Raw genomic sequence first — 22,856 nt, 5'->3', positions numbered from 1 at the left:
GTAAAAATTAATAGAGTAAGCATATGAACGAGGAAGTAAAAATGTACATGGACGAGGCCAAAGAACAAATGCAAAATGCATTGGTCCACCTCGAAAATGAATTGGCGAAAATCAGAGCCGGCAAAGCAAACCCCAAAATTCTGAACGATGTTCTGGTAGATTATTACGGATCACCGACTCCATTGTCACAAGTAGCCAATATCACGGCTCCGGATCCACGTACAATTGCAGTTCAGCCTTGGGAAAAAAATATGCTTGGCCCTATCCAAAAAGCCATTATGAATGCCAATCTGGGATTTAACCCGGATAATAACGGAGAAGTTGTCCGGATCAATGTACCGCCCTTGACTGCCGAGAGAAGAAAAGAACTGGTGAAACAATCGAAAGGGGTCGGTGAAACCGCCAAGGTAAGTATCCGGAATGCCCGTCGCGATGCTATCGACGAATTCAAAAAAATGGTGAAGAGTGGTCTGCCCGAAGATGAAGCTAAAGATGCCGAAGATGAAGTTCAAAAGATCACAGACAGCTATAACAAAAAGATAGATGAAATCCTGACCGCAAAGGAAAAGGATATTATGACCATCTAAGATTTTCTGTCAAAGACAGAAAATAGATTAGCGGAACTACGTTCCGGATTGGTGTCAGACCTTCGGTTTTTCCGATCAGTGCATCTTCGATGCTGATTAACGAACTCTCGGTTCTGACTGAATATTCGATCCGAAACGTAGTTTTTTAATCAGTATTTCGCAGACCAGAGATCAGAGGTTTCACTGATCTTTCTCGCTCTCTCCAAATCCTCGGGCGTATCGATTCCTACCGATTCGTGATCGGTGAACCTTACCGCAATCTTATAACCGTTCTCAAGCCAACGCAATTGTTCCAGAGATTCTGCCTTTTCCAGTTTTCCCTGAGGCAAAGCTGTAATCTCTCGTAATACTTCAGGCCGGTAAGCATACATGCCCACATGTTTGTAAAAAGGAATCACAGCACTCCATTCTCCTTGCTCTTTTCCCCGGCAATAAGGAATGGCAGAACGGGAAAAATAAAGAGCGGTCTGCAGAGACGAACATACCACCTTAACCTTATTGGGATCGAAAATATCCGCATTCGTGTCGAATTGTTTTGCCAAGGTAGCGATCTGAATCCGGGGATCTTCAAAACAAGCGATCAAAGCACGTACCTGATCGGGTTGAATAAAGGGTTCGTCTCCCTGTATGTTGACAACAACATCATAAGTTTTTCGGTAATCAGCCACAATATGCCGGTAGGCTTCGCAACAACGGTCGGTTCCGCTCTTGTGGTCGGCAGAAGTCATCACTACTTTTCCTCCGAACCCTACAACCCGGTCGTATATCCGCTGATCGTCCGTTGCGACAAAAGCGTCTTGTGAAACCAACTGTGCTTTTTCTACCACATGCTGGATCATCGGTTTACCACCGATCTCAGCCAAAGGTTTACCCGGAAAACGAGTCGATGCATAACGCGCCGGAATCAAAATTAAAACATTCATTCAATTATTCTTTAGCCGGTTCACGCCCCTCTTTTTTTGTCATTTGGCAATTGCCATTGAATATCACTCCCGGTTCGATCGAGAGTACAGATGAAACAATATTTCCAATCACTTTGGCGGACGATTTCAGTGAAACCGTCCCGGAAGCTTGTATATCACCAAGTACAACCCCCAATACGTCTACATTGCAGCAATCGATGTTGCCTTCAATCTTGGCCGTATTACCAACCACTAATCTCCCTGAAGTAATGATCTTACCTTTTATGATTCCGTCGATCCGGATATCGTTCTTTGTTTTTATATCACCTACAATAACCGTACCTTCGCACAACAAATTGACAGCATTTCCAGGATTCTCTTTACCCATAATAATCACCTTAATTTATTTCGACGCTTTTTTAATTTCAATCCTTTCCTGATGGTTGCACCAAGCGTTATTTCGAGTGTATCTGTAATCAAGCCACCTTCGATCACAGCATCTCCTCCCATAACAGTTTTACAGGCCACACATACATTACCTGTAATAGTGCCGTTGATATATAATTCATCGCAATCCACATCTCCGTCGACCTTCCCCCCTTTGTTTATGATCACCAGTTTTCCGGCATGTACATTTCCTTGAATCATACCATCCAGGTATACACTCTTATCGGTCTTCAAATTACCGTCAATTCTGGTATTTTCCAGTATCCGGTTCCCCTCATATTCAATATCAAAACGTTCCTGATTCATAAACTATAAATTCACATCGAAGATATAACAAGTAATTGAAATATAAAAGCGACTTACACGGCTTTTTTTAGCTCCCCCAAAAATTCGTTTTTTCTGTAGTTACAAGGGGTACAGGAGTTAAGTCTACACTTCGTCCGATCAACTGCCGGCATTAAAAGGTTTTAATTATGGACTTTATAAACTTCTTTGGCTATAAAAAAACCGGCTTGAAAATTCAAACCGGTTTTCCATATCCTTTTTCCAACTTTACTTCTTGGGATCGTAAGCCCATTTCAGCCAGATAGCTCCCCAGGTAAATCCCGCACCGAACGCTGCGAGAATCAGATTATCTCCCTTGTGTAACTGATTTTCCCATTCGTACAGGCACAATGGAATCGTTGCAGAAGTGGTATTTCCGTATTTCTGGATATTCACCATAACTTTAGAAGGATCGAGTCCCATACGATCGCCGGTAGCAGAGATAATACGCAGATTTGCCTGATGGGGCACCAACCATGCGATATCGTCGGCGGTCAGGTGATTTTTTTCCATAATTTCTGCTGCGGTATCGGCCATTTTCGTTACGGCATGTTTAAATACGAACTGGCCATCCTGAAAAATAAAATGTTCACGGTTAGTAACCGTTTCTATGGAAGGAGGATTCAGCGATCCACCGGCTTTCATATACAAATGGTCGCGTCCCATACCATCCGAGCGCAGGATGTGATCCATCACACCAAGCTCTTCTGCTGTCGGTTCGAGCAATACAGCTGCAGCAGCATCACCAAACAACGGACAAGTCTTACGATCCGTATAATCGGTGATCACGGACATTTTCTCACATCCGACAAATACCACTTTTTTATATCTACCACTTTCTACATACTGAGTAGCAGTAACCAAGCCAAAAAGGAATCCGGAACAACCTGCATTCAAATCAAATCCGAAAGCATTCTTCACTCCAACCATATCGGCAATAATCTGCGCATTAGCAGGGAAATGCATATCCGGTGTCACTGTAGCACAAATCAACAAATCTACTTCTTCCGGTTTGGTTCCGGTTTTCTCGAACAGATCTTTTACGGCTTGTGCACCCAGCCAGGCACTTCCTTTCGTCGGATCTTTTAAAATTCGTCTTTCTTTGATCCCTACCCGGGTCATGATCCATTCATCAGAGGTATCCACCATCTGGCTCAATTCCTCATTGTCGAGGATATAGTCGGGATAATATGCCCCTACTCCGGTTATTATGGCTCTCAGCCTATTCGTTTGCATAACTATAAATTTAAATCAGAGATTACCCCCGCACACGCAAGGGTAAGTTTCATGAATTATATAAACAACCATAGCCCCCTAGGGCTTAGGAGGCTGGCTGTGTATGATTCTAAAACAATCCTTTTCGTGTCAAGATTATGCTACTACTGCTTTCTCAATAGCCAACTTTCCTCTGTAATATCCACATTCAGGACATACTGTATGATACTGTACAGCAGCACCACAGTTAGAACACTTAGCAATAGCGGTTACCGTAATCGCATCATGCGTTCTTCTCTTATTTCTTCTCTGTTTTGAGGTTCGATGTTTCGGATGTGCCATTTCTTTATTATTTATTTAGTTATTAATTAATTTTTTCAATTCATTCCATCTCGGATCTATTGGTTTATCATCTTCTTCTATCACATATTCATGCAACACTTCCTGCATATCTTCGTCGCATTCTCCTTCGGGATGCACTACCCGCATCGGGTAATTCAACATATAAGTTTCATAAAGATACGAACTTACATCCAAATAGTCATCCTCCGGCGACAATATTATATAATCATCTTCGTTCCCTTCTTCCCGTCCGTTTTGTTTTACATACAAATTCATAACACCGGACACCGGAAGATTTACTTCTCCTAAACATCTGTCGCAGGTTGCTTTTACCATTCCTTCGATCGTTATACGTACTTCCATTAAAAGTGAACTCTTCACGATCAGGACGGTAGCTTTGACTTCTCCCCGGGTTCCTTTCGTTGCTTCAAAACAATCGAAGAATCCCTCATCCATGATGAACTCAAAAGAGTGTTTTCCCTCTCCTAATCCTCTGAATGCTATCTTATATTCTCTCAATCTATCCACAAGCCTTGACGTAAAACGGCGCAAAGATAATACAAAAACTAAAAACAAAAAACGAAAGGCTAAAAAAAAGACAGAGTTAACTAAATTAACATTGAGCTGTTCGAAAATACATTATCTATATTTCCCGCTTTCTTCCATCATACTCAGATAGCTCACATAACGGCTCTCACTGATTTCGTCTTGCTCCACAGCTTCCAACACAGCACAACCGGGTTCATGGGTATGGGTGCAATTATAAAAGCGGCATTCTCCGGACTTCGCGAATATTTCCGGGAAAAAATGCGACAACTCCTCTTTTTTCAAATCGATAATTCCAAAACTTCGTAATCCCGGAGTATCGATAATGAAACCGCCCTGTTTCAATGGAAACATTTCAGCAAAAGTGGTGGTATGCTTCCCCGAATCGTGGGCATCCGAAATTCCTGCAGTTTTCAGGTCCAAGCCAGGCTCAATGCAATTGACTAAAGAAGATTTCCCCACTCCCGACAAGCCGGAAAGCACGGTGATCTTGTCTTTCAGTAAACTCCGGATTTCATCGACGTGTTCACCGGTTTCCGCCGATACGGCATAACAAGGATACCCGATTTTACGGTAAATCACCGTCAATCCCCCTAACATTGCCTGATCTTCGGCATCATACAGATCCGTTTTATTAAAAACCAGTACGGCAGGAATATTATAAGCTTCTGCAGTTACCAAAAAACGATCGATAAATACGGTAGAAGTCACCGGATGATTAACAGTCACCACCAACAAAGCCAAATCGACATTTGCTGCAATAATATGCGACTCTTTGGACAAATTCGTCGATCTACGGATAATATAATTACGTCTCTTTCCTATTGCCGTAATAACATAGCCTTCACTTCCTTCTTCCAATTCCACCTCATCTCCGACAGCTAACGGATTGGTCGTTCGGATTCCTTCCATCCGGAATTTCCCCCGAATACGGCACTGCACCATATTCCCTTCCTCCAATCTTACCCAATACCAACTACCGGTCGATTTTACGACAATTCCTCTTTTCATCTTTTTCGTCCAAAATTATCATTTTATACCTGCAAAGCTATAAAAATAAACCTATTTTTGCGTCGACAAACGAATCAATTGTTATCGCTCTATGAAATTAGTATTTGCAACGAACAACAAGCATAAGCTGGAAGAGATCAGCCATTTATTAGAAGGCGAAGCCGAAATCGGCTCGCTTGCGGAAATCGGTTGCCAGGAGGATATCCCGGAAGATCACGACACTCTGGAAGAAAATGCCTTGCAAAAAGCCCGATACATCAAAGAACATTACGGGTACGACTGTTTTGCGGATGATACGGGGCTTGAAATCGAAGCACTGGATAAGCGTCCCGGTGTATATTCTGCCCGCTATGCCGGTCCTGCAAAAGATTCTGTCGAAAACATGAAGAAAGTACTTCGCGAAATGGAGGGGATATCCGATCGGAAAGCTTGTTTCCGTACGGTTATCGCTTTAATTCAAGGAAAAGAAGAGCACCTGTTCGAAGGAAGGGTAGACGGCAAAATATTAACCGCCCAACAAGGAGAAGCCGGTTTCGGATATGACCCGATTTTTCAACCCGAAGGGTTCGACCTCAGTTTTGCTGAAATGCCTATGGACGAAAAAAATAAAATCAGCCATCGGGGAAGAGCTATTCAGCAATTAATCGCATTTTTGAAAGAGCAACACAACAAGTGAAAACTCAAAAATGGAAATTGTTCAGGGAATCATATTAAAAACCAGCCCTTACTCGGAAACTCAGAAAATTATCCGAATCTATACGAAAGAAAAGGGGTATCTGTCCATGATATCCCCTTCTGTCGTATTCAAAAGAAAAACCAAAACTGTCCATCTCCTGCAAATCAGCGAGATCGAATTTTTCGAGAATGAAAAGAGCGATTTGCACAAACTCCGTCAAATCTCTCCGATCATCAACCTGCCCGAGTTATATTTCGATATTTTCAAGATGAATATCCTTTTGTTGTGGGGAGAAATTCTGAACCTGATTTTAAAAAATGAAGGGAAAAATGAAGAGTTGTTCGATTACCTGACCCATTCCATCGAATACCTGAACTCGACCCATAACGACATCGGAAACTTTAACCTTTATTTTCTCTATCGTCTGGCCGGTTTTATCGGTTTTCGGATCAACACTTCTTCATGGCAGGAGAATTACGTTTTCAATATCAACAACGGGAGCTTTTATCCTTCCGATCCGGCCACTCCGTATATTTCGGGACCGAATACCGCTAAAATCATTTACCAGCTATGTACTTGTCCTCTGGCCGAAATAAAAGCCATTCCTCTCAACCGGCAATCGCGCAATATTCTATTGGATGTTATCCTGCTTTTTTACAGCATCCATCTGAATATCAATTTCAATATTAAAAGTATACAGGTTATCCGGGAAGTTTTTGCCTGAACATTCCCGATATTTCCCCAACAGTCGATAGAAAAATACCCTTCGTCTATAATATTTGGTCAAATAAAAAAAAGAAATAAACTTTGAAGTTGAGAAATTGTCTTAAAGTTCAGAGTGTTGTTAAAAAAAATGTTATTTCCCCGTCTGATTGGAAAGAATATTTTAAATATTTTATAAAATGAGAATATTGCAGTACAAAGTTAACATCTTTTATTATATTTATAGTCAAGATTTGCAAGTAGAACTTTAAAAACAGGAATATGAATATCAAAATCCAAGATTTGACCAAGGTTTACCCGGATGGTCATAAGGCGTTAAACGGCTTGAACCTGAATATAGAACCCGGCATGTTCGGTTTACTGGGGCCTAACGGAGCAGGTAAAACGACGTTGATGCGGATTATGACTCTTTTGCAAAATCCCTCTTCAGGTACTATTTTTTTCGATGATTACGATATTTTGCGCGATCGTAAGGCTATTCGTTCTGTTTTAGGCTATCTACCTCAGGATTTCCGTTTTTTCGAAAAACTAAAAACCTGGGAATTTCTAGACTACGGGGCAGGACTGGCGGGAATAAAAGGCACCCGGAAAAGGTCGGAAATCGTCGATGAGATGCTGAGAAAGGTCGGTTTGTATGAAGTCAGGGACCGTTGGGCTAACCGGTTGTCGGGTGGTATGAAAAGACGTCTTGGGATTGCACAGGCGATCATCGGTAATCCGAAAGTCATCATCGTCGATGAACCGACGACAGGTCTGGACCCGGAAGAACGAATCCGGTTCAGAAATATCCTTTCGGAAGTCAGTGATAAAGATGTCATCATTATCTTATCCACTCACATTGTGGGGGATATATCCAGCACCTGCAAAAAACTGGCCTTACTGAACAAGGGAGAATTGAAATTCGAAGGTTCTCCGGACGATATGATTGAATTAGTCCGGGGGAAAGTATGGGAAATCTTCGTTACCGACCCTGAATTGCAGCAAATCAAGGAAAAATATCCGATCATTTCTACTATTCCTTCGGAAGGAGGCTGGGAGATCCAAATCGTAACCGAAAAATTGGAAGGTTTCGACGGCAAAGCCATTATCCCCAATATCGAACATGCTTACGTCTATTTTATGGACTATCTGCTAAAGGATAAAATGGAAATGTATAGCGAAAAAATCGGTGGAGACCTATTTAATTAATAATGTATTAATGTTTTGATATGAATTTAAACCATATAAATGTTATTGCCCGATACGAAGTAAAACTGGTGAAACGAAGCTGGTTGTTTCGTATTTTTGCCATACTCGCGCTGCTATTCATCTCTGCCATTATGTTGGGTTATCAAACCGGTATCGTCAACCGGATGGATAATCTTTGGCCGAGAATCGCCGTTTCTTCACTGATGCCATTCTGTAACACTTATTTTTATAATATCGCTCAATCGGTCATCGTCGTATTTCTGGCCGGCAGCTTCCTGAAAAGAGACAAAAAACTCGATACTGCCGAAGTCATCTATGTCCGGCCGATGAGTAATGCCGACTATATTGTCGGTAAGACCTGGGGTATTGTAAAGGTTTTCATTACACTGAACATTATCACCTTATTATTTACGGCTTTTTTAAACATACTGATCAATAAATCTCCGTTCGATCTGTTTCCATATCTATTCTATTTATTGACGATTTCGGTACCTTCCCTGTTGTTTGTCCTGGGCTTATCCTTTACGGCCATGTGCATCCTTAAAAATCAGGCGGTCACTTTCATCGTAATGCTGGGAATTATCGGAACTGTTTTCTTTTATCTGACCGATACGCTATATGGGGTATTCGATTTCTTCGGAGTAAATATCCCGGCCATATTTTCAGATGTCACGGGACATGCCGATCTCCGGCTTTTTTTACTCCAGCGGTTTTCTTATCTACTGGCAGGAATCGGCCTGATCAGCATGACCATCGCTCTGGTGAAACGTCTGCCTCACAAACCGTGGAAAATAGCTGTCGTATATACTTTTAGCTCACTATTTCTATTGGCAGCCTGTCTCGGAGGATTGTTATACATCCTGCATTATAATCATCAGCTCGATCTCCGTCATCAGTACATCATGACATTCGATAAATATGCAGATGTCCCGCATGTCGACTTGCTGGTCAACGATATTTCGGTTACTCCTCAAGGATACAGACTAGCAGGAAAGAGTACGGTAAAAGTAGCCAATAACAATGCAAAGCCTCTGGATAAAATTATTTTTTACCTTAATCCGGAGCTAACGGTTACCTCTGTAGAAATGGCCGGGAAAAACCTGCTCTTCCGAAGAGATCACCAGGTTATCGAAGTAGATCAACCCATCCAGCAGCAAGAAGAGCTTACGTTGACGATCAACTATGAAGGGAAAATCAGTGAAAACATTTGTTATACCGATGTCCTGACAGAAGATTACCTGGATACTAAAGTCCCGCAGGTATTCTGGCGTTTCGGTAAACGTTATGCATGGCTGAGTAATACCTTTACCCTATTGACTCCCGAATGTATCTGGTATCCGGTAACCATCGCCCCCGTTAACCCGGGAGCTCCGTACAATGTCAGGAAGAATTTCACAGACTATACACTTACCGTTCATTATGAAGGCGACAAGACCGTTTTGTCACAAGGCAAAAGTAAGATCGACGGTTCGGTCATCACCTTTACGAATACCTCCGCTTTGCCCGGAATCAGTCTAACCATCGCCGATTATGATAAAAAGGCTTTACGGGTAGATTCCACGGATTACGAGATCTATTACTTTAAAGGCCACGATTATTTTTCAAAATACTTCGAACCCTTATCCGATACCTTGCCCGGAGTCATTCGGGAAGTAAAAAACAGCCTGGAAATAGAGAAAGACCGGGATTATCCTTTCGGAAAATTTGTCTTAGCCGAAACCCCGGTACAATTTGCCACTTATGCCCGTAACTGGAAAGGTTATACCGAATATGTCATGCCTGAAATCCTCTTCGTCCCGGAACGAGGAATTTCTCTAGGCCAGGATTTTGAGGCAGAAAGAAGACGGATGAATGAATGGGGACGGCATGGGGGCCCTATGGACGAGATGGAACAAAATATTTCCCTCTTCAATCGTTTCGTGAGCTCTTTAACCTCCGAAAACAGCCAAAATGGCTGGAATCCGGACAATAAACTGATCAATAAATCCAATATCACTCCGATGTTGTTCGGACATACGAACTACATCAGCTCTCCCGAATATCCGGTAATCGACATCGCAGTCAACAACATGATGAATACTTCTTCCGATCAGGGCTTCCGTTTCTGGGGAGGTATCATCAACGACAAACAGCGAGCCAACCTCTATCTGGAATCACATAGTTTCGAGACAGCGATCGGAGATACCGAACTGAAGCCGGAAATTTTCTATGAATTGCTGAAATTGAAAAGTGCAGCATTGAATAACTATATCACTTCCCGGATCACACAGGAAGATTTCAATCAATTCCTAAAGGCATTTTTTACTAGCCGTCAGTTCCAGAATATACCGTTCGATACACTCCGATACGAAATAGAGAAGAGGTTCGGGATTCGGTTGTCCGATTTTATCGACACCTGGTATACGGCCTCCCATACCCCGACCATCTATATCAAGGATGTGGATGCCAATCAAATTGTGTTGGATGAGTTTACCAAATACCAAATTAAATTCAAGGTCAACAATCCCTCCGACATAGATGCTATCATCAGTACGGAAGTCATGCAAGGCGGAGGAGGCGGTATGCGGCGGGGAGGCGGTATGAGTTTTGAAACGGAGAAGAAAAATTACATTATTCCGGCCGGAGAAGCCCGGGAAATCAAGATTATCAGTGACGAGCGTCCGGCCAATATTTCGATAAATACCAATATTTCACACAACCTACCGACATCGCATAATTTCAATTTTTCTAAAATCGACAATACGATCAGCGATACTACTTCGGGAATTTATCCGATAAACCCGGATGTCTTCAAGCCGAATCCGAATGAAATCATTATCGACAATGAGGATCCGGGATTCAGGACGATCGCCTCGAATAACCGGCATAAACTGAAGGATCTTTTCAAGAAAAAAGATGACGAAAAGTATAAGAATTTTATGCCCTGGTGGATGCCTTCCCAATGGACGGCCATAGCCGCCGACTATTGCTACGGTGAAACGATAAACTCTGCGGTTTATAAAAATAAAGGCAGTGGGGCCAATGCCGTAGAATGGAAAACGGAAATCCCTAAAGACGGTTACTACGAGGTGTCCATCTGGAATGCAAAAATGTCGGGCAGAATGTTTTTTATGGACAGACGCCGCGGTCGTCACAAAGAGGAACGTAATCAGACTTATACCATCCAATACGATAAAGAGAAAGAATCGGTGACACTGGACCTGGATGAAGAAACCGAAGGATGGGTTTCGATCGGGAATTTCTATCTACCTCAAGGAGAAGTCATCATCACTTTGACAGATAAAGTTTCCGGAGATTACGTCATTGCAGACGCCGTTAAATTTACAGCCACAGAAGAATAATAAACGAATAACCCGATAAACGCAGACAATATGCTTAAACAAACTTTGGTCCTCGGTCTTTTAACCCTCAGCGGGTTATATAGTGCGCATGCACAGGAAGTACTTACACTCGAAAAAGCATTGAACACGGCTTTCGAACACAGTCCTTCACTGATTCAAAGCAAACTCAGCCTCGAGCAACGTCAATTGAATCTAAAAGCTCAGGATGCTTCCCTGAAATCACAATTTTCATTGGATGTCACTCCTTTCAGGTATACCCGTAACAACCAATACGATAATTTCAACAGTAAATGGTATGCCAACGAGACCAAAATGTCATCGGCTTCATTCGGTATCACGCAACCCATAAAATGGACAGACGGAACCATCTCTCTATATAATGACTTTTCCTGGCAGGACGCTTCCAACAGGACTTCCGGTGGCAACAATACCTCCTTCAACCATAATCTGTCTTTACGTATTTCGCAGCCTTTGTTCACTTATAACAGGACAAAGATGCAGCTCAAAGAACTGGAATATGCACTCGAAAATGCCAAAATCAGTTATGCCCTCCAACAATTAAGTATCGAAAAAAACGTCACCAGCCAATTTTACGATGTATATCAAAAACAAAAGGATCTGAACATCTCCCGGGATGAATACAACAACCAGAAACAAAACTACGATATCATCAAAAATAAGGTCGAAGCCGGGCTGTTAGCCAAAGAAGAACTTTATCAGGCGGAAGTCAATCTGGCGAACAGTGAATCCACTGTATATTCGAAAGAGATCAGTTTTGAAAATGCGAAAGACAATTTCAAGCTTTTACTGGGAATGTCGCTGGATGAAGATATCGCGATACTGTTCGACAATAATATTCCGACAGTCGATGTCAATATTAACGATGCAGTTAAATACGCCCTGGATCAACGCATGGAAATCCGCCAAAAACAGATTACCCTGGAACAGGATGTATTTTCGATTATCCGGACAAAAGCAGAAAGCGAATTCAAAGGTGATTTAAGTGTCCGGGTAGGTATGGATGCCCTGGCTGGAAAAGTAAAAAATATGTACGACAAGCCCACCGACAACGAAGAGGTTGGCGTAACCCTCACCATTCCGATCTTCGATTGGGGGGCTAAAAAGGCAAAAGTAAAATCCAGCCAACTGGCTATGGAATCGGACGAAATCAGCCTCGAAGAACAGAAAAAAGAGATTGTCATCGATGTCCGCCAGATTTGCCGTAACCTGCCGACGCTGATCCGTCAAATCGAAATCAAAAAGAAAAGCATTGAAAATGCGGAACGTACCTATGATATCAATCTGGAAAAATATCGCAACGGTAATCTGACCGGTATGGACTTACAACAGTTCCAAAACCAGTTGACTACTGCCAAACAAGATTATACGAGCGCTATTATCAGCTACAAAATCGAGCTCTTGAACCTGAAAATCCAAACCCTTTGGGATTTTGAAACCCATAAAAGTTATTTACCTGTAGATCTATTGAAATAAAATAACCCTATAAGTCCGTTAACAAGTAAAATCACGATAATCATGAATAAGAATTTTAAAATCCTGGGAGCTGTTATGTTAGGATTCATGTCGTTTTCCTGTAATAACAATCAGGGAAATAACTCTTCTGAAGCCACTACCCCAGTATGGGTCGAGGACGTACAACTCAGAAACATTGAGGAATATATTACAACAACCGGAACAGCAAAGGCAGCTAAAACGATAGAAATAAAATCGGAAACCAACGGAGCTTACTACTTACAGAAAAATCCGAAAACCGGTCGTCCTTATCAGCTGGGTGACATCGTCGAAGCCGGAGCCGTCATCATCCGTCTGGAAAATAAGGAATATGAAAACAACGTGCAGTTGGAAAGTAAGAAATTACAAATCCAGATCACCGAGAAGGAATGGGAAGGTCAGAAAATCCTGCTCGAGAAAGGCGGAGCAACCGAAAAAGACGTAAACAACGCTGAAAACTCTTATATCAATGCGAAGTTAGCCTTGGAAAACGGTTATATCACTTTAGAAAAACTGAGTATCAAAGCTCCGTTCAAAGGAGTTATCGTCAATCTTCCCTACCATACTCCGGGGGTAGAAGTCGCTTCCGGTAGTGTGATGGTCGGCCTGATGGATTATAGTAAAATGTATGTAGAAACCCAATTCCCTGAAAACACATTGACCAAACTGAGAATCGGACAGCAAGTACATATCACCAATTACAATATCAAATCGGATACTTTAAGAGGCATACTGACTCAGTTATCTCCGGCCATCAACGAAGAAACCCGTACCTTCTCGGGGTATATCGAAATCGATAACCCGGATTTAAAACTTCGTCCGGGTATGTTCGCCAAAGCAGATATCGTCACAGTACGGAAAGACTCTGTCATCTCTATTCCCAAAGATATCATTAAAAACCGCCGGGGAGGTAAATTAGTATATACGGTCGACAGAAACAGTGCCGAAGAAAAAGTCATCCATACCGGTATCAGTGACGATAAATACATCGAAGTAGAAAAAGGACTCGAAGCCGGGGACAAGATCGTCGTGAAAGGTTACGAATGGTTACGTAACCGGAGCAAAGTAAAAGTGATGAAGTAACTGTATTCACGACAGTCTGAAAAATTCTTTGTCGGTAAACGTCCAAATTGGTAAACGATTAAATTATGGGAATTACAAAATTTGCAGTAAAATACCCGGTCAGTGTATTAATGATCACACTGGGGGTATGTCTGCTAGGAATCATATCATACAATAAATTGGGAACAGATTTATTTCCCGATTTAAAAAATCCGGCTTTATATATCGATTTGCAAGCCGGTGAGCGTCCACCTGAAGAGATCGAAAAACAGTTTGTAGAAAAAATAGAAGCTATGGCAGCACGCCAGGAAGGTGTGAAAGACGTCAGTAGCAGCAGTAAGGTAGGAGGAGCCACGATTACGGTGGAATACGACTGGGATCAGGATATGGATGCCGCCTTTTTGGATTTGCAACGCAGCATGTCTCAAATCGCTCAGGACGAAGAAATCACTTCCCTGAATGTTTCCCGCTACGATGCCAATGCCACGCCGGTCATGATCATTTCCATGAGCCATAAAGAAATCAAGGATATGAACGAACTCCGGAAAATAGCAGAAAACTATATGCGGAGCGAACTGGTCAGACTGGAAGGTGTGGCCGATATCCGACTCAACGGCCAGGAAAATGCTTTTGTGGAGGTCAAAACCGACTCTTATATGCTGGAAGCTTTCAACCTGACTGCCGAAACGATCGCGTCGAAAATAGAAAGTATGAACCGGAATGTTTCGGGAGGTACCATTGTAAACGACGACATCCAATATACGGTAAAAGGGGTGAATTTATTAAAAGACCTGGAAGACATCGGGAATATTATCGTTGCTTTCAAAACCCCCGGTAGTACCGACACCGAGTCGGGGAACAGCTCTACCGTGAAAGCTCCGGTATACCTGAAAGATGTTGCCAAAATCGAATTAAAAAATAAAGATCCTGAAAATCTGGTGCGCTACGATGCCGAACGTAGTCTGAGTATCAGTGTCTACAAAGAGAATAAATACAATACGGTGAAGGCAGTTGAAAATATCACTGCCAAACTGGAAGAATTGCAGAAAAGTATGCCCGGTTATGAATTTCACGTCATCAGTAACCAGGGAGATTTTATCGGAGCTTCGATCGGGGAGGTCAAGGATTCTGCCGTTATGGGTATTTTATTGGCCATGCTGGTATTGTACGTTTTCCTGCGCCGCATCAATACAACCTTGATCGTCAGTGTTTCTATTCCGGTGTCCATCATCGCTACGTTCAATTTGATGTACTTCAACGGATTGACGATCAATATCATGACACTGGGGGGATTAGCCCTGGGAGCCGGTATGTTGATCGATAATGCCATTGTTGTCATGGAGAATATTTTCCGGAATCTGGAAAACGGCCTTTCCCCCAAGGAAGCGGCTATCAAAGGAGCTTCGGAAGTTTCAGGGGCTATCACGTCTTCAACCCTCACGACCATAGTGGTATTCTTACCTATCGTTTACATCCAGGGAGCTGCCGGAGAACTTTTTAAAGAACAGGCCTGGACCGTTTCGTTCTCTCTATTGTCTTCTCTTTTTGTTGCGGTATTGTTAATCCCGATGTTAGCTTCACAATATGTGAAAGCACCTGCCAAAAATCAGGCTTCTTTAAAAATCAAAGGATACGGTCAGTTTGTCGGTAAACTTTTGAAACACCGGTACGCTGTCGTCCTGACCGCGTTAGTGGTCATGATCGGAAGTTACCTGCTGCTCCCGTTGATCGATAAAGAATTTATGCCTAAAGCAGATTCCCGGGAATTTTCGACTTACATCACTCTGGAGCCGGGAACCCGTCTGCAAAGCACGGATAATGCGGCCGCTACCATCGAAAATATGATTATAGAGTTGGCAGGAGACGATCTGGAATGGATTTTTACTCAGGTTGGACCTTCGACAACAACCGAAAGCCAAACGACTAGCGGGAAACTCGAAGGCGAAAATCAGGCAGAGGTAAAAGTCAAATTGAAAAACAAAGCCAAAGCCGATGCAGATTATATTATCAGTAATCTGAGTCATAATTACACGATTCCCGAGGGCGTGGAAATATCGTTCGAAAAGGAACAATCTGCCTTACAAAGCATCCTCGGAACGGAAGGAGCTCCTGTAATTATCGAGATTAAAGGGGAGGAACTGGAAATGATCGACGAACTCAGCACGGAGGTGAAGGAGAAAATAGCCTCTATCCCCGGACTCTACGATATCAAAACTTCTATGGAACAAGGAGCTCCGGAAGTCAACATCTCTATCGACCGGTTGAAAAGCGGGATTTACGGGGTAGATATCGCTTCGGTGGCCAGTCAGATAAAAGAAAAGCTGAACGGGAAGACGGCCAGCAATTTCGAATCCGAAGGTGAACCGATCGATATCGAAATCAAAGTACCGGAAGTATCGCTCGATGAATTGCAAAATGTTGAAATCGTACAAGGAGAAAAGAAATATCGTCTGGGTGAGATTGCAGAGGTTTCGATTACGACAGCTCCGAAAGAAATCAACCGTAGCAACCAAAACCGGATCGGTAAAGTCACCGCAATGCTCGAAAAGGGCTATACATTAGGCAGTGTCACTCCGGAAATCAAAGCACAGTTGAAAGATATCCAATTCCCTGCTAAATATTCAGCACAAATTACCGGAGAAGAAGAGAAACGGGCCGAATCGTTTCAAGGTTTGTCCTTTGCTCTGATACTATCTATCGTATTGGTATATATGGTGATGGCTTCTCAATTCGAATCCTTGCGTCATCCGTTTACCATCTTGCTGACGATCCCGTTGGCCGGAGTAGGCTGTATTTACGCATTTTTGCTAGCCGGAGCCTCTTTGAATATGATGGCTTTTATCGGTATCATCATGCTGGCAGGTATAGCCGTCAACAACTCCATCTTACTGGTAGATGCAGCCAACAGGCTCAAGGCAGAAGGATTCGCTCTGACAGAGGCCATAAAAGGAGCTGCCCAACAGCGTATCCGCCCGATCATCATGACCAGTCTGACTACTATCCTGGCTTTATTGCCGATGTGTTTCGGATTCGGAGAGGGTGCTTCACTGCGATCCCCTATGGCTTTGGCGGTGATCGGCGGTCTGTTCACTTCTACCCTGATGACATTAGTAGTGATCCCGTGTGTTTACTACATTTTTGACAAAAAAGTCAAAAACGTAGAGAAGATTTGAAAGGCATTTTCGAGCTTTTGACATTTTTGATTCTAAATAAGAAAAAATGAACAAACTAATAAATCGTAAAGTACTGATTTCGATGATCTTCATCGGTTTGACCATGATGGGGTTGTTTTCGTACAGGTACTTACTGATGGAATTATATCCGGATGCGGAGTTCCCCTCCCTGAATGTAACTATTTCCACCAAGACCGAGCTGGATCCGAAGTACATCGAGAGTCAGGCAGCTATTCCGGTAGAAGGCGTAATCAGCGGCCTGGAAGGCGTCGAGGATATAACGACATTGATTTCCAATAGGAACGCCCGTATCACTGTTTCCTTTACCAAAAATACAAATGTCAAATATGCTTACCTGAAGCTGGAAGAAAAAATCAAAGCGATCACCAAAAGTATTCCGGAAGACTTCACCATCCAGGTCAATAAAGCCGGTAGCGGAATGGCCAGTGATCAGTTTATGACTCTACAGATTCTGGGAGACGACGATGTCGATTATGTCCGGAATATCACCGATATCGACATTGCTCCCATCCTTGAAAGTACGGATGGAATAGCCTCGGTCACGGTCATGGGCGGACGTCAGAAGAGCATCGAAATCCTTCTCGACGATGAAAAATGCAAAGCGCTCAATATCACCGCATCACAAGTCAGCTCACTGATCGGCAAGAATATGTCTGAAAAGACCTTCGCCGGTTCGGTATTTCAGGATAACAAACGTTTTTTTGTCAACGTTACGGCAGAATATCTCGCGACAGAAGACCTGGGAAACATCGTTGTATCCGAAGGTCCGGTATTGTTGAAAGACATCGCCGACATCAATTTCGGCATTAAAGAAGAAGAATCCTATTCGCGGGTGAATGGGAAAGAAGTTATCACCTGTGTTATTTCCAAATCTCCGCTGGTCAATATCATCGATCTTTCACAGCGGGTACGGGAAGAAATCGCCCAGTTGAATGAAGAACTGGCTACCAAAGGAGTTTCTATCAAAGTCGATACGGACACAGCCGAAACGATGAGTGAAAACATCAACACCATCATCAATCTGGGTTTGACCGGAGCGATTCTGGCTATTTTCATTCTCTACCTGTTTTTGCGAAACTTCAAGATCGTCACTTTCATTGCCGTGGCAATCCCCATTTCGGTATTCTCTGCTTTTTATTTCTTTTACTTTTTCGGTATCAGTATCAATACACTGACTTTAACGGGTATAGCCCTCGCTGTGGGCATGTTGTTGGATAATTCGGTCGTCGTCATGGAGAATATCTTCCGGTTGCGTGCGATCGGAGTCAATAGTCAGGAAGCAGCGGTAAGGGGCACTCAGGAGGTGGCCAAAGCGGTTATCGCCGCCACTCTGACTACGATCACTGTATTTCTTCCTTTCCTGTTTTCAGACGATTTTATCCTGAAGCTGATCGGTGAACATATCGGCGTGTCGATCATCACGACTCTTATCCTGTCGTTGGCCGTGGCTTTGCTACTGATTCCTATGGCCGTCAATCAATTCATGAAAGGCCAGGGCGACCGGGTAAATTTCAGTACATTATCGATTCATAGCCGGCCGGTACAGATTTATATCGCTTTACTGAAAATGTGCCTGCGCAAACCGGCAGCAGTCGTATTTACTGCGATATTGGTATTGATCGTCACGGTAGCTTTATCTTTGACACTGACCATGAATACGTTAAAAGAAATCGAAGCCGATACGTTCAATGTCTATATGACTTTCCCCAATGGGAATACCCTCAACCGGACAGACGAAACGATAAAAGCTTATGAAGAACGCTTGAACGATATCCAGGAAATCGAACAATACAGTACAAAGATCTATTCCACGGATGCCAGTGTCACCATCAAACTAAAAGAGGACTTCGAAAAGATCAACAAAAAAACACTGAACGAACTCAAGAGTACGATTCTATCCCTCTCCGATGGGTTAAGAGTCAGCGATATCAGCCTCGAAGCTATCGAGAGCAGCGAGAACTTCCGGGGTGGTGGCAGTTCACTCATGGGAGGTGCCGACCAACTGATGAAAAAAATGGGTATGGGTACCCAAACGGAAAAAATTGTCATCAAGGGCCAGGATTTCGAAAAAATGGCTAACCTGGCCGAGTTGCTCAAATTCCAATTGGAAGAATTGGACAATATCAGCTATTCATCGGTCAGCTCATCCCGGGGAAAACCCGAAGCCAGGATCATGTTCGACCAATATCTGATGGGAATCAATGATGTAACTCCGAATAATGTCGTCACCGAGCTCAATAATTTCGCCCCCCAAAATACGACTTCGATCAAATACAAAGCGGGAGATCAGGAGTACGATATCATCATCAAAGACAAACGGCTAGCCGAGAAAAAAGAAGAAGAAAACCAGGATCCGGTACGTACGCTGGAAGACTTGCGCAATATGCAAGTCACCAACACGAATAATTCCCTTACCGAATTACGTAGCTTCAGTAATATCAACCTTACCCGGGGACAAGGAAACATAAACCGGGTCAACCAGGATAAAGAAATCACGGTGAACTACCGGTTCAATTCCGATGTAAACGAATCGAAGAATATTCTGGAAGCCGCAAGGACAGAGATAGACGAACTGGTGCAGAATACCGATATTCCTACCGGCATCGCTGTCGAGGTGGTACATGAAGAGGACGAAACCAGCGAATTCACTTTTCTGATTCTGGCTGCTTTTGTGATCATTTACATGATCCTGGCGTCTGTTTTCGAATCACTTACAGCCCCGATCGTATTGATGTTCGCTATTCCCCTGGCTGCCATCGGTTCCTTACTGGCCTTATTGTTTACCAGCAATTCGTTGATGAATGCCAATGTATTGATCGGTGTCATTATCCTGATCGGTATCGTCGTCAACAACAGTATCATCCTGATCGACTACACTTCGCAATTGCGGCGACAGGGTAACCGTAAACCGCGAGCCCTCATCATCGCCGGAATCTCGAGGGTACGTCCTATCCTGATCACAGCCATCACCACCATCGTGGCCATGTTCCCGTTAGCCATGGGACAAGGAGAATTTGTATCAGGACTCGGAGCTCCTTTCGCCATCACGGTGATCGGAGGATTGACCATGAGTACATTATTGACCCTGGTGATTATCCCCACCCTATATTCCGGTTTGGAAGAAGCACTTCATCGGCTGCGTACCCAGAGTTTAACCCTGAAGATTATTCAACTCACCCTTTTGATCCTGGCAGTCATCGGTATAGTGATGATAACCGACTCGCTGATATGGCAATTGGGTTACTTTGTCGGAGCCATTATACTGATACCGGCAGCCACCTGGTTTATGGAGACTAGTCTGCGTCAGGCCAACAGCCGGATTATCCCTCCGGATCAGGAAATCCATATTTCAATCCGTAATCTGGTGAAGATCTACGGCCGTCCCAATGAATTTCAACGGGAATGGCAATCCGGCCAACGTGTACGGGAACGGCTGGGATTAAAGGAAGAATACCGGCAATGGTCGGATTTAAAACCTTTGGTATGGATGTTACCTATCACCGGCTTCCTGATTTATTTCACCTATTTCTATCAAACATTGACCTTCTGGGCCATCATTTTTGCCGTCTGCACCTGGATGTTGCTGACAAAATTGATTGCCATCGGAGGTGAATATTTTAAAGCTCATAAAATCAAAAGCTTGAGCTGGTGTATACGGGTATGCGGAATCTTCATTTATTACTTTTCGCCCTTGTTTACGCTCATATGGGCTTCTATAAAATTCTCGGATTCCGGCATGGCTATTTTACTCGGTCTCCTTTGGTATGTCGCTATAGTTGCCCGCTATTTATCGGACCGGATCCATAAATACAATATCAACATCGATATGATCGACGGTCGGTTCAGGGAATTGAAAAAAGGAGTATATAAGATCGCCACAAAAATTCCGATGATCGGATATAAGAAAAAACCGTTCAAAGCCTTGAACGCCGTCTCAATGGAGATCCATACCGGTATGTTCGGTTTGTTAGGACCTAACGGTGCAGGTAAAACCACCCTTATGCGTATCATCTGCGGCATATTCGAGCAGAGCTATGGAAAAATATTCATCAATGGCATCGATACCCAGAAAAAACGGGAAGAATTGCAGGGATTGATCGGTTATCTGCCTCAGGAATTCGGTACTTACGAAAACCTGACCTCCTGGGAGTTTTTGGAATATCAGGCTCTCCTGAAAGGAATTTATAATCCCAAAACCCGGAGCAAACGAATCACAGAAGTGCTCGAAGCGGTTCATATGTATGAAAACAAAGATAAAAAGATCGGAGGTTTCTCAGGAGGTATGAAACAACGGATCGGAATTGCACAGACTTTGCTGAACCTGCCCCGCATTCTGGTTGTCGATGAACCGACTGCCGGATTGGACCCCCGGGAAAGAATCCGTTTCAGAAATCTTTTGGTAGAATTGTCGCGCAACCGGATCGTTATTTTCTCTACCCACATTATCGAGGATATCGCCAGTTCCTGTAACCAGGTGGGTGTTATCAACAAAGGGTCGTTGAAATATCACGGAACTCCTTCCGAAATGGTGGAAATTGCTAAAGATGTGACATGGACTTTCGAAATTCCGGCCCGGGAATTTGTAAAATTGCCTTCCGACCTGTTATTGGTACATCATATCCGGAACGGAGAGAATATCAAAGTCAGGTGTCTGTCGGAGACCCAACCGGTTCCCAATGCCGTACATACTTCTCCTCTACTGGAAGACTCGTATCTGTGGTTGTTGAGGAATGTAAAATTAGCTAATCATGAAAATATCATCACTCAATAGACTTGTAAAGCCATGAAATATTACATCACTCCTATAGCAAAACTCGCCCGGTATAATATAAAGATTATCTTCGGCAATAAGTTTATGTATTTTATTCTCAGTGCCGTCGGTTTTTATATCCTGACGGTGGGGTTAAATCTTATTTCGGATTCGGAGATTACGATGGCTACCGGATACAGTATGTTATTAGTGCCTTCTATCCTATTGATCTTCTATCCGACCTGTTTCGGTATACAGAACGACCAGGATGCCAAAATCATAGAAATCATTTTCGGTATTCCGAACTATCGGTATAAAATCTGGCTATTCCGGCTTTTAATCGCCTATATGATTTGTTTTATCATCACTTTGCTTTTAGCTGCCGTCACCGACTGGCTGGTTGTAGAGGTACCTCCCCTGCAACTCGCTTTGCAAAGTATGGTACCTGCACTTTTCATCGGTTTACTGTGTTTTATGCTCAGTACACTCATCCGGAATGGCAACGGTACGGCAGTAATGATTATCATTATCGGTTTATTGCTGTTCGCATCGAGTAAAATTCTGGACGTCAGCAAATGGAATGTATTTTTGAACCCCTTTGACGTCCCCTTGGATAAAAATCCGCAAATTTTTTATAACACCCTGTTCGACAACCGATTGATTATCTTACTCTCTTCCTTCATATTCTTATTGGTAGGACTTTACAAGACACAAAACCGGGAAAAGTTCATCTGACTCACCGAGTCCGCCCAGGAGAAATATCCACCCGTATCCGAGATATATTTCTCCCACCCCCAAAGGGGCATATCCAGCGCCTCCCGGTTCGTCAACCGCCATTCCCCATCCCCAACCCTTCTCATTTTTCCGTTAACTGAGGATATTCAGTAAATGTCCCTAAATATTTAGGCAGTTATATACATATTAACACGTTATAAACGTAGGTTTATTTTTTCTTTCTATTCCGATTCCGGGTTTTGTGCCGTCAGACCGGTTCGCCTGGAACGGTCCGGTAAGGCTTTCCTTCACTGACCGGCGG

The 22,856-nt window shown here is 43.2% G+C and carries 18 protein-coding genes; 10 read left to right on the top strand and 8 right to left on the bottom strand.

Going from position 1 to position 22,856, the window contains the following annotated elements; genetic code table 11:
- The first annotated feature begins 23 nt into the window (after nt 1-23).
- Entirely contained in the window at nt 24-587 is a 564-nt protein-coding gene (gene frr / locus AC5RDS_RS12750) for a ribosome recycling factor (protein ID WP_013612689.1), read from the top strand.
- Between the two features lie 149 nt (nt 588-736).
- On the opposite strand, the gene kdsB is transcribed toward frr, so the two are convergent.
- From kdsB to rsgA, 7 genes are all read right to left on the bottom strand, one after another.
- On the bottom strand, nt 737-1,510 hold the full coding sequence (gene kdsB, locus AC5RDS_RS12745) for a 3-deoxy-manno-octulosonate cytidylyltransferase (protein WP_013612690.1): 774 nt from the start codon (nt 1,508-1,510) through the stop codon (nt 737-739).
- A 4-nt stretch (nt 1,511-1,514) separates the two neighbouring features.
- Entirely contained in the window at nt 1,515-1,877 is a 363-nt protein-coding gene (locus AC5RDS_RS12740) for a bactofilin family protein (protein WP_013612691.1), read from the bottom strand.
- Nucleotides 1,878-1,882: 5 nt separating this feature from the next.
- The gene (locus AC5RDS_RS12735) at nt 1,883-2,242 is read right to left on the bottom strand and encodes a bactofilin family protein (protein WP_013612692.1); all 360 of its coding nucleotides are present in this window, start codon (nt 2,240-2,242) and stop codon (nt 1,883-1,885) included.
- Nucleotides 2,243-2,488: 246 nt separating this feature from the next.
- The gene (locus AC5RDS_RS12730) at nt 2,489-3,496 is read right to left on the bottom strand and encodes a beta-ketoacyl-ACP synthase III (protein WP_013612693.1); all 1,008 of its coding nucleotides are present in this window, start codon (nt 3,494-3,496) and stop codon (nt 2,489-2,491) included.
- A gap of 135 nt (nt 3,497-3,631) precedes the next feature.
- Nucleotides 3,632-3,817: a 50S ribosomal protein L32 gene (gene rpmF, locus AC5RDS_RS12725; protein ID WP_013612694.1), complete on the bottom strand. Its 186-nt coding sequence runs from the start codon at nt 3,815-3,817 to the stop codon at nt 3,632-3,634.
- A gap of 15 nt (nt 3,818-3,832) precedes the next feature.
- Nucleotides 3,833-4,345, bottom strand: coding sequence for a YceD family protein (locus AC5RDS_RS12720; protein WP_013612695.1), 513 nt, complete (start codon nt 4,343-4,345; stop codon nt 3,833-3,835).
- 111 nt (nt 4,346-4,456) lie between these two features.
- Nucleotides 4,457-5,374, bottom strand: a complete 918-nt coding sequence (gene rsgA / locus AC5RDS_RS12715) for a ribosome small subunit-dependent GTPase A (RefSeq protein WP_013612696.1) — start codon at nt 5,372-5,374, stop codon at nt 4,457-4,459.
- A gap of 91 nt (nt 5,375-5,465) precedes the next feature.
- Between rsgA and AC5RDS_RS12710 the strand changes: the two genes are divergently transcribed.
- The 9 genes from AC5RDS_RS12710 to AC5RDS_RS12670 all read left to right on the top strand — a co-directional run bounded on the left by AC5RDS_RS12710 (nt 5,466) and on the right by AC5RDS_RS12670 (nt 22,555).
- Nucleotides 5,466-6,050, top strand: coding sequence for a non-canonical purine NTP diphosphatase (locus AC5RDS_RS12710; RefSeq protein WP_013612697.1), 585 nt, complete (start codon nt 5,466-5,468; stop codon nt 6,048-6,050).
- A gap of 10 nt (nt 6,051-6,060) precedes the next feature.
- Nucleotides 6,061-6,774, top strand: a complete 714-nt coding sequence (recO, locus tag AC5RDS_RS12705; protein WP_013612698.1) for a DNA repair protein RecO — start codon at nt 6,061-6,063, stop codon at nt 6,772-6,774.
- A 260-nt stretch (nt 6,775-7,034) separates the two neighbouring features.
- On the top strand, nt 7,035-7,961 hold the full coding sequence (locus AC5RDS_RS12700) for an ABC transporter ATP-binding protein (protein ID WP_013612699.1): 927 nt from the start codon (nt 7,035-7,037) through the stop codon (nt 7,959-7,961).
- Between the two features lie 20 nt (nt 7,962-7,981).
- Complete coding sequence (locus AC5RDS_RS12695) at nt 7,982-11,302, top strand: golvesin C-terminal-like domain-containing protein (RefSeq protein WP_195305493.1); 3,321 nt, start codon at nt 7,982-7,984, stop codon at nt 11,300-11,302.
- 30 nt (nt 11,303-11,332) lie between these two features.
- Nucleotides 11,333-12,796 (top strand): TolC family protein, encoded by a 1,464-nt coding sequence (locus tag AC5RDS_RS12690; RefSeq protein ID WP_494222361.1) that lies wholly within the window; start codon nt 11,333-11,335, stop codon nt 12,794-12,796.
- A gap of 42 nt (nt 12,797-12,838) precedes the next feature.
- Nucleotides 12,839-13,897: an efflux RND transporter periplasmic adaptor subunit gene (locus tag AC5RDS_RS12685; RefSeq protein ID WP_494222360.1), complete on the top strand. Its 1,059-nt coding sequence runs from the start codon at nt 12,839-12,841 to the stop codon at nt 13,895-13,897.
- A 65-nt stretch (nt 13,898-13,962) separates the two neighbouring features.
- Complete coding sequence (locus AC5RDS_RS12680; protein ID WP_013612703.1) at nt 13,963-17,049, top strand: efflux RND transporter permease subunit; 3,087 nt, start codon at nt 13,963-13,965, stop codon at nt 17,047-17,049.
- A 46-nt stretch (nt 17,050-17,095) separates the two neighbouring features.
- Nucleotides 17,096-21,841: an efflux RND transporter permease subunit gene (locus AC5RDS_RS12675; RefSeq protein WP_118112569.1), complete on the top strand. Its 4,746-nt coding sequence runs from the start codon at nt 17,096-17,098 to the stop codon at nt 21,839-21,841.
- Nucleotides 21,842-21,853: 12 nt separating this feature from the next.
- Entirely contained in the window at nt 21,854-22,555 is a 702-nt protein-coding gene (locus AC5RDS_RS12670; protein WP_013612705.1) for a hypothetical protein, read from the top strand.
- Here the strand turns inward: AC5RDS_RS12670 and AC5RDS_RS12665 are convergent.
- The gene (locus tag AC5RDS_RS12665) at nt 22,522-22,680 is read right to left on the bottom strand and encodes a hypothetical protein (RefSeq protein ID WP_013612706.1); all 159 of its coding nucleotides are present in this window, start codon (nt 22,678-22,680) and stop codon (nt 22,522-22,524) included. The two genes, AC5RDS_RS12670 and AC5RDS_RS12665, sit on opposite strands and share 34 nt — an antisense overlap.
- Between the last annotated feature and the right edge of the window lie 176 nt (nt 22,681-22,856).

The organism is Odoribacter sp. (genome assembly GCF_985060555.1).
Note: the sequence above shows the minus strand (reverse complement) of the source record. Positions and strands in the feature narration are given on the sequence as shown.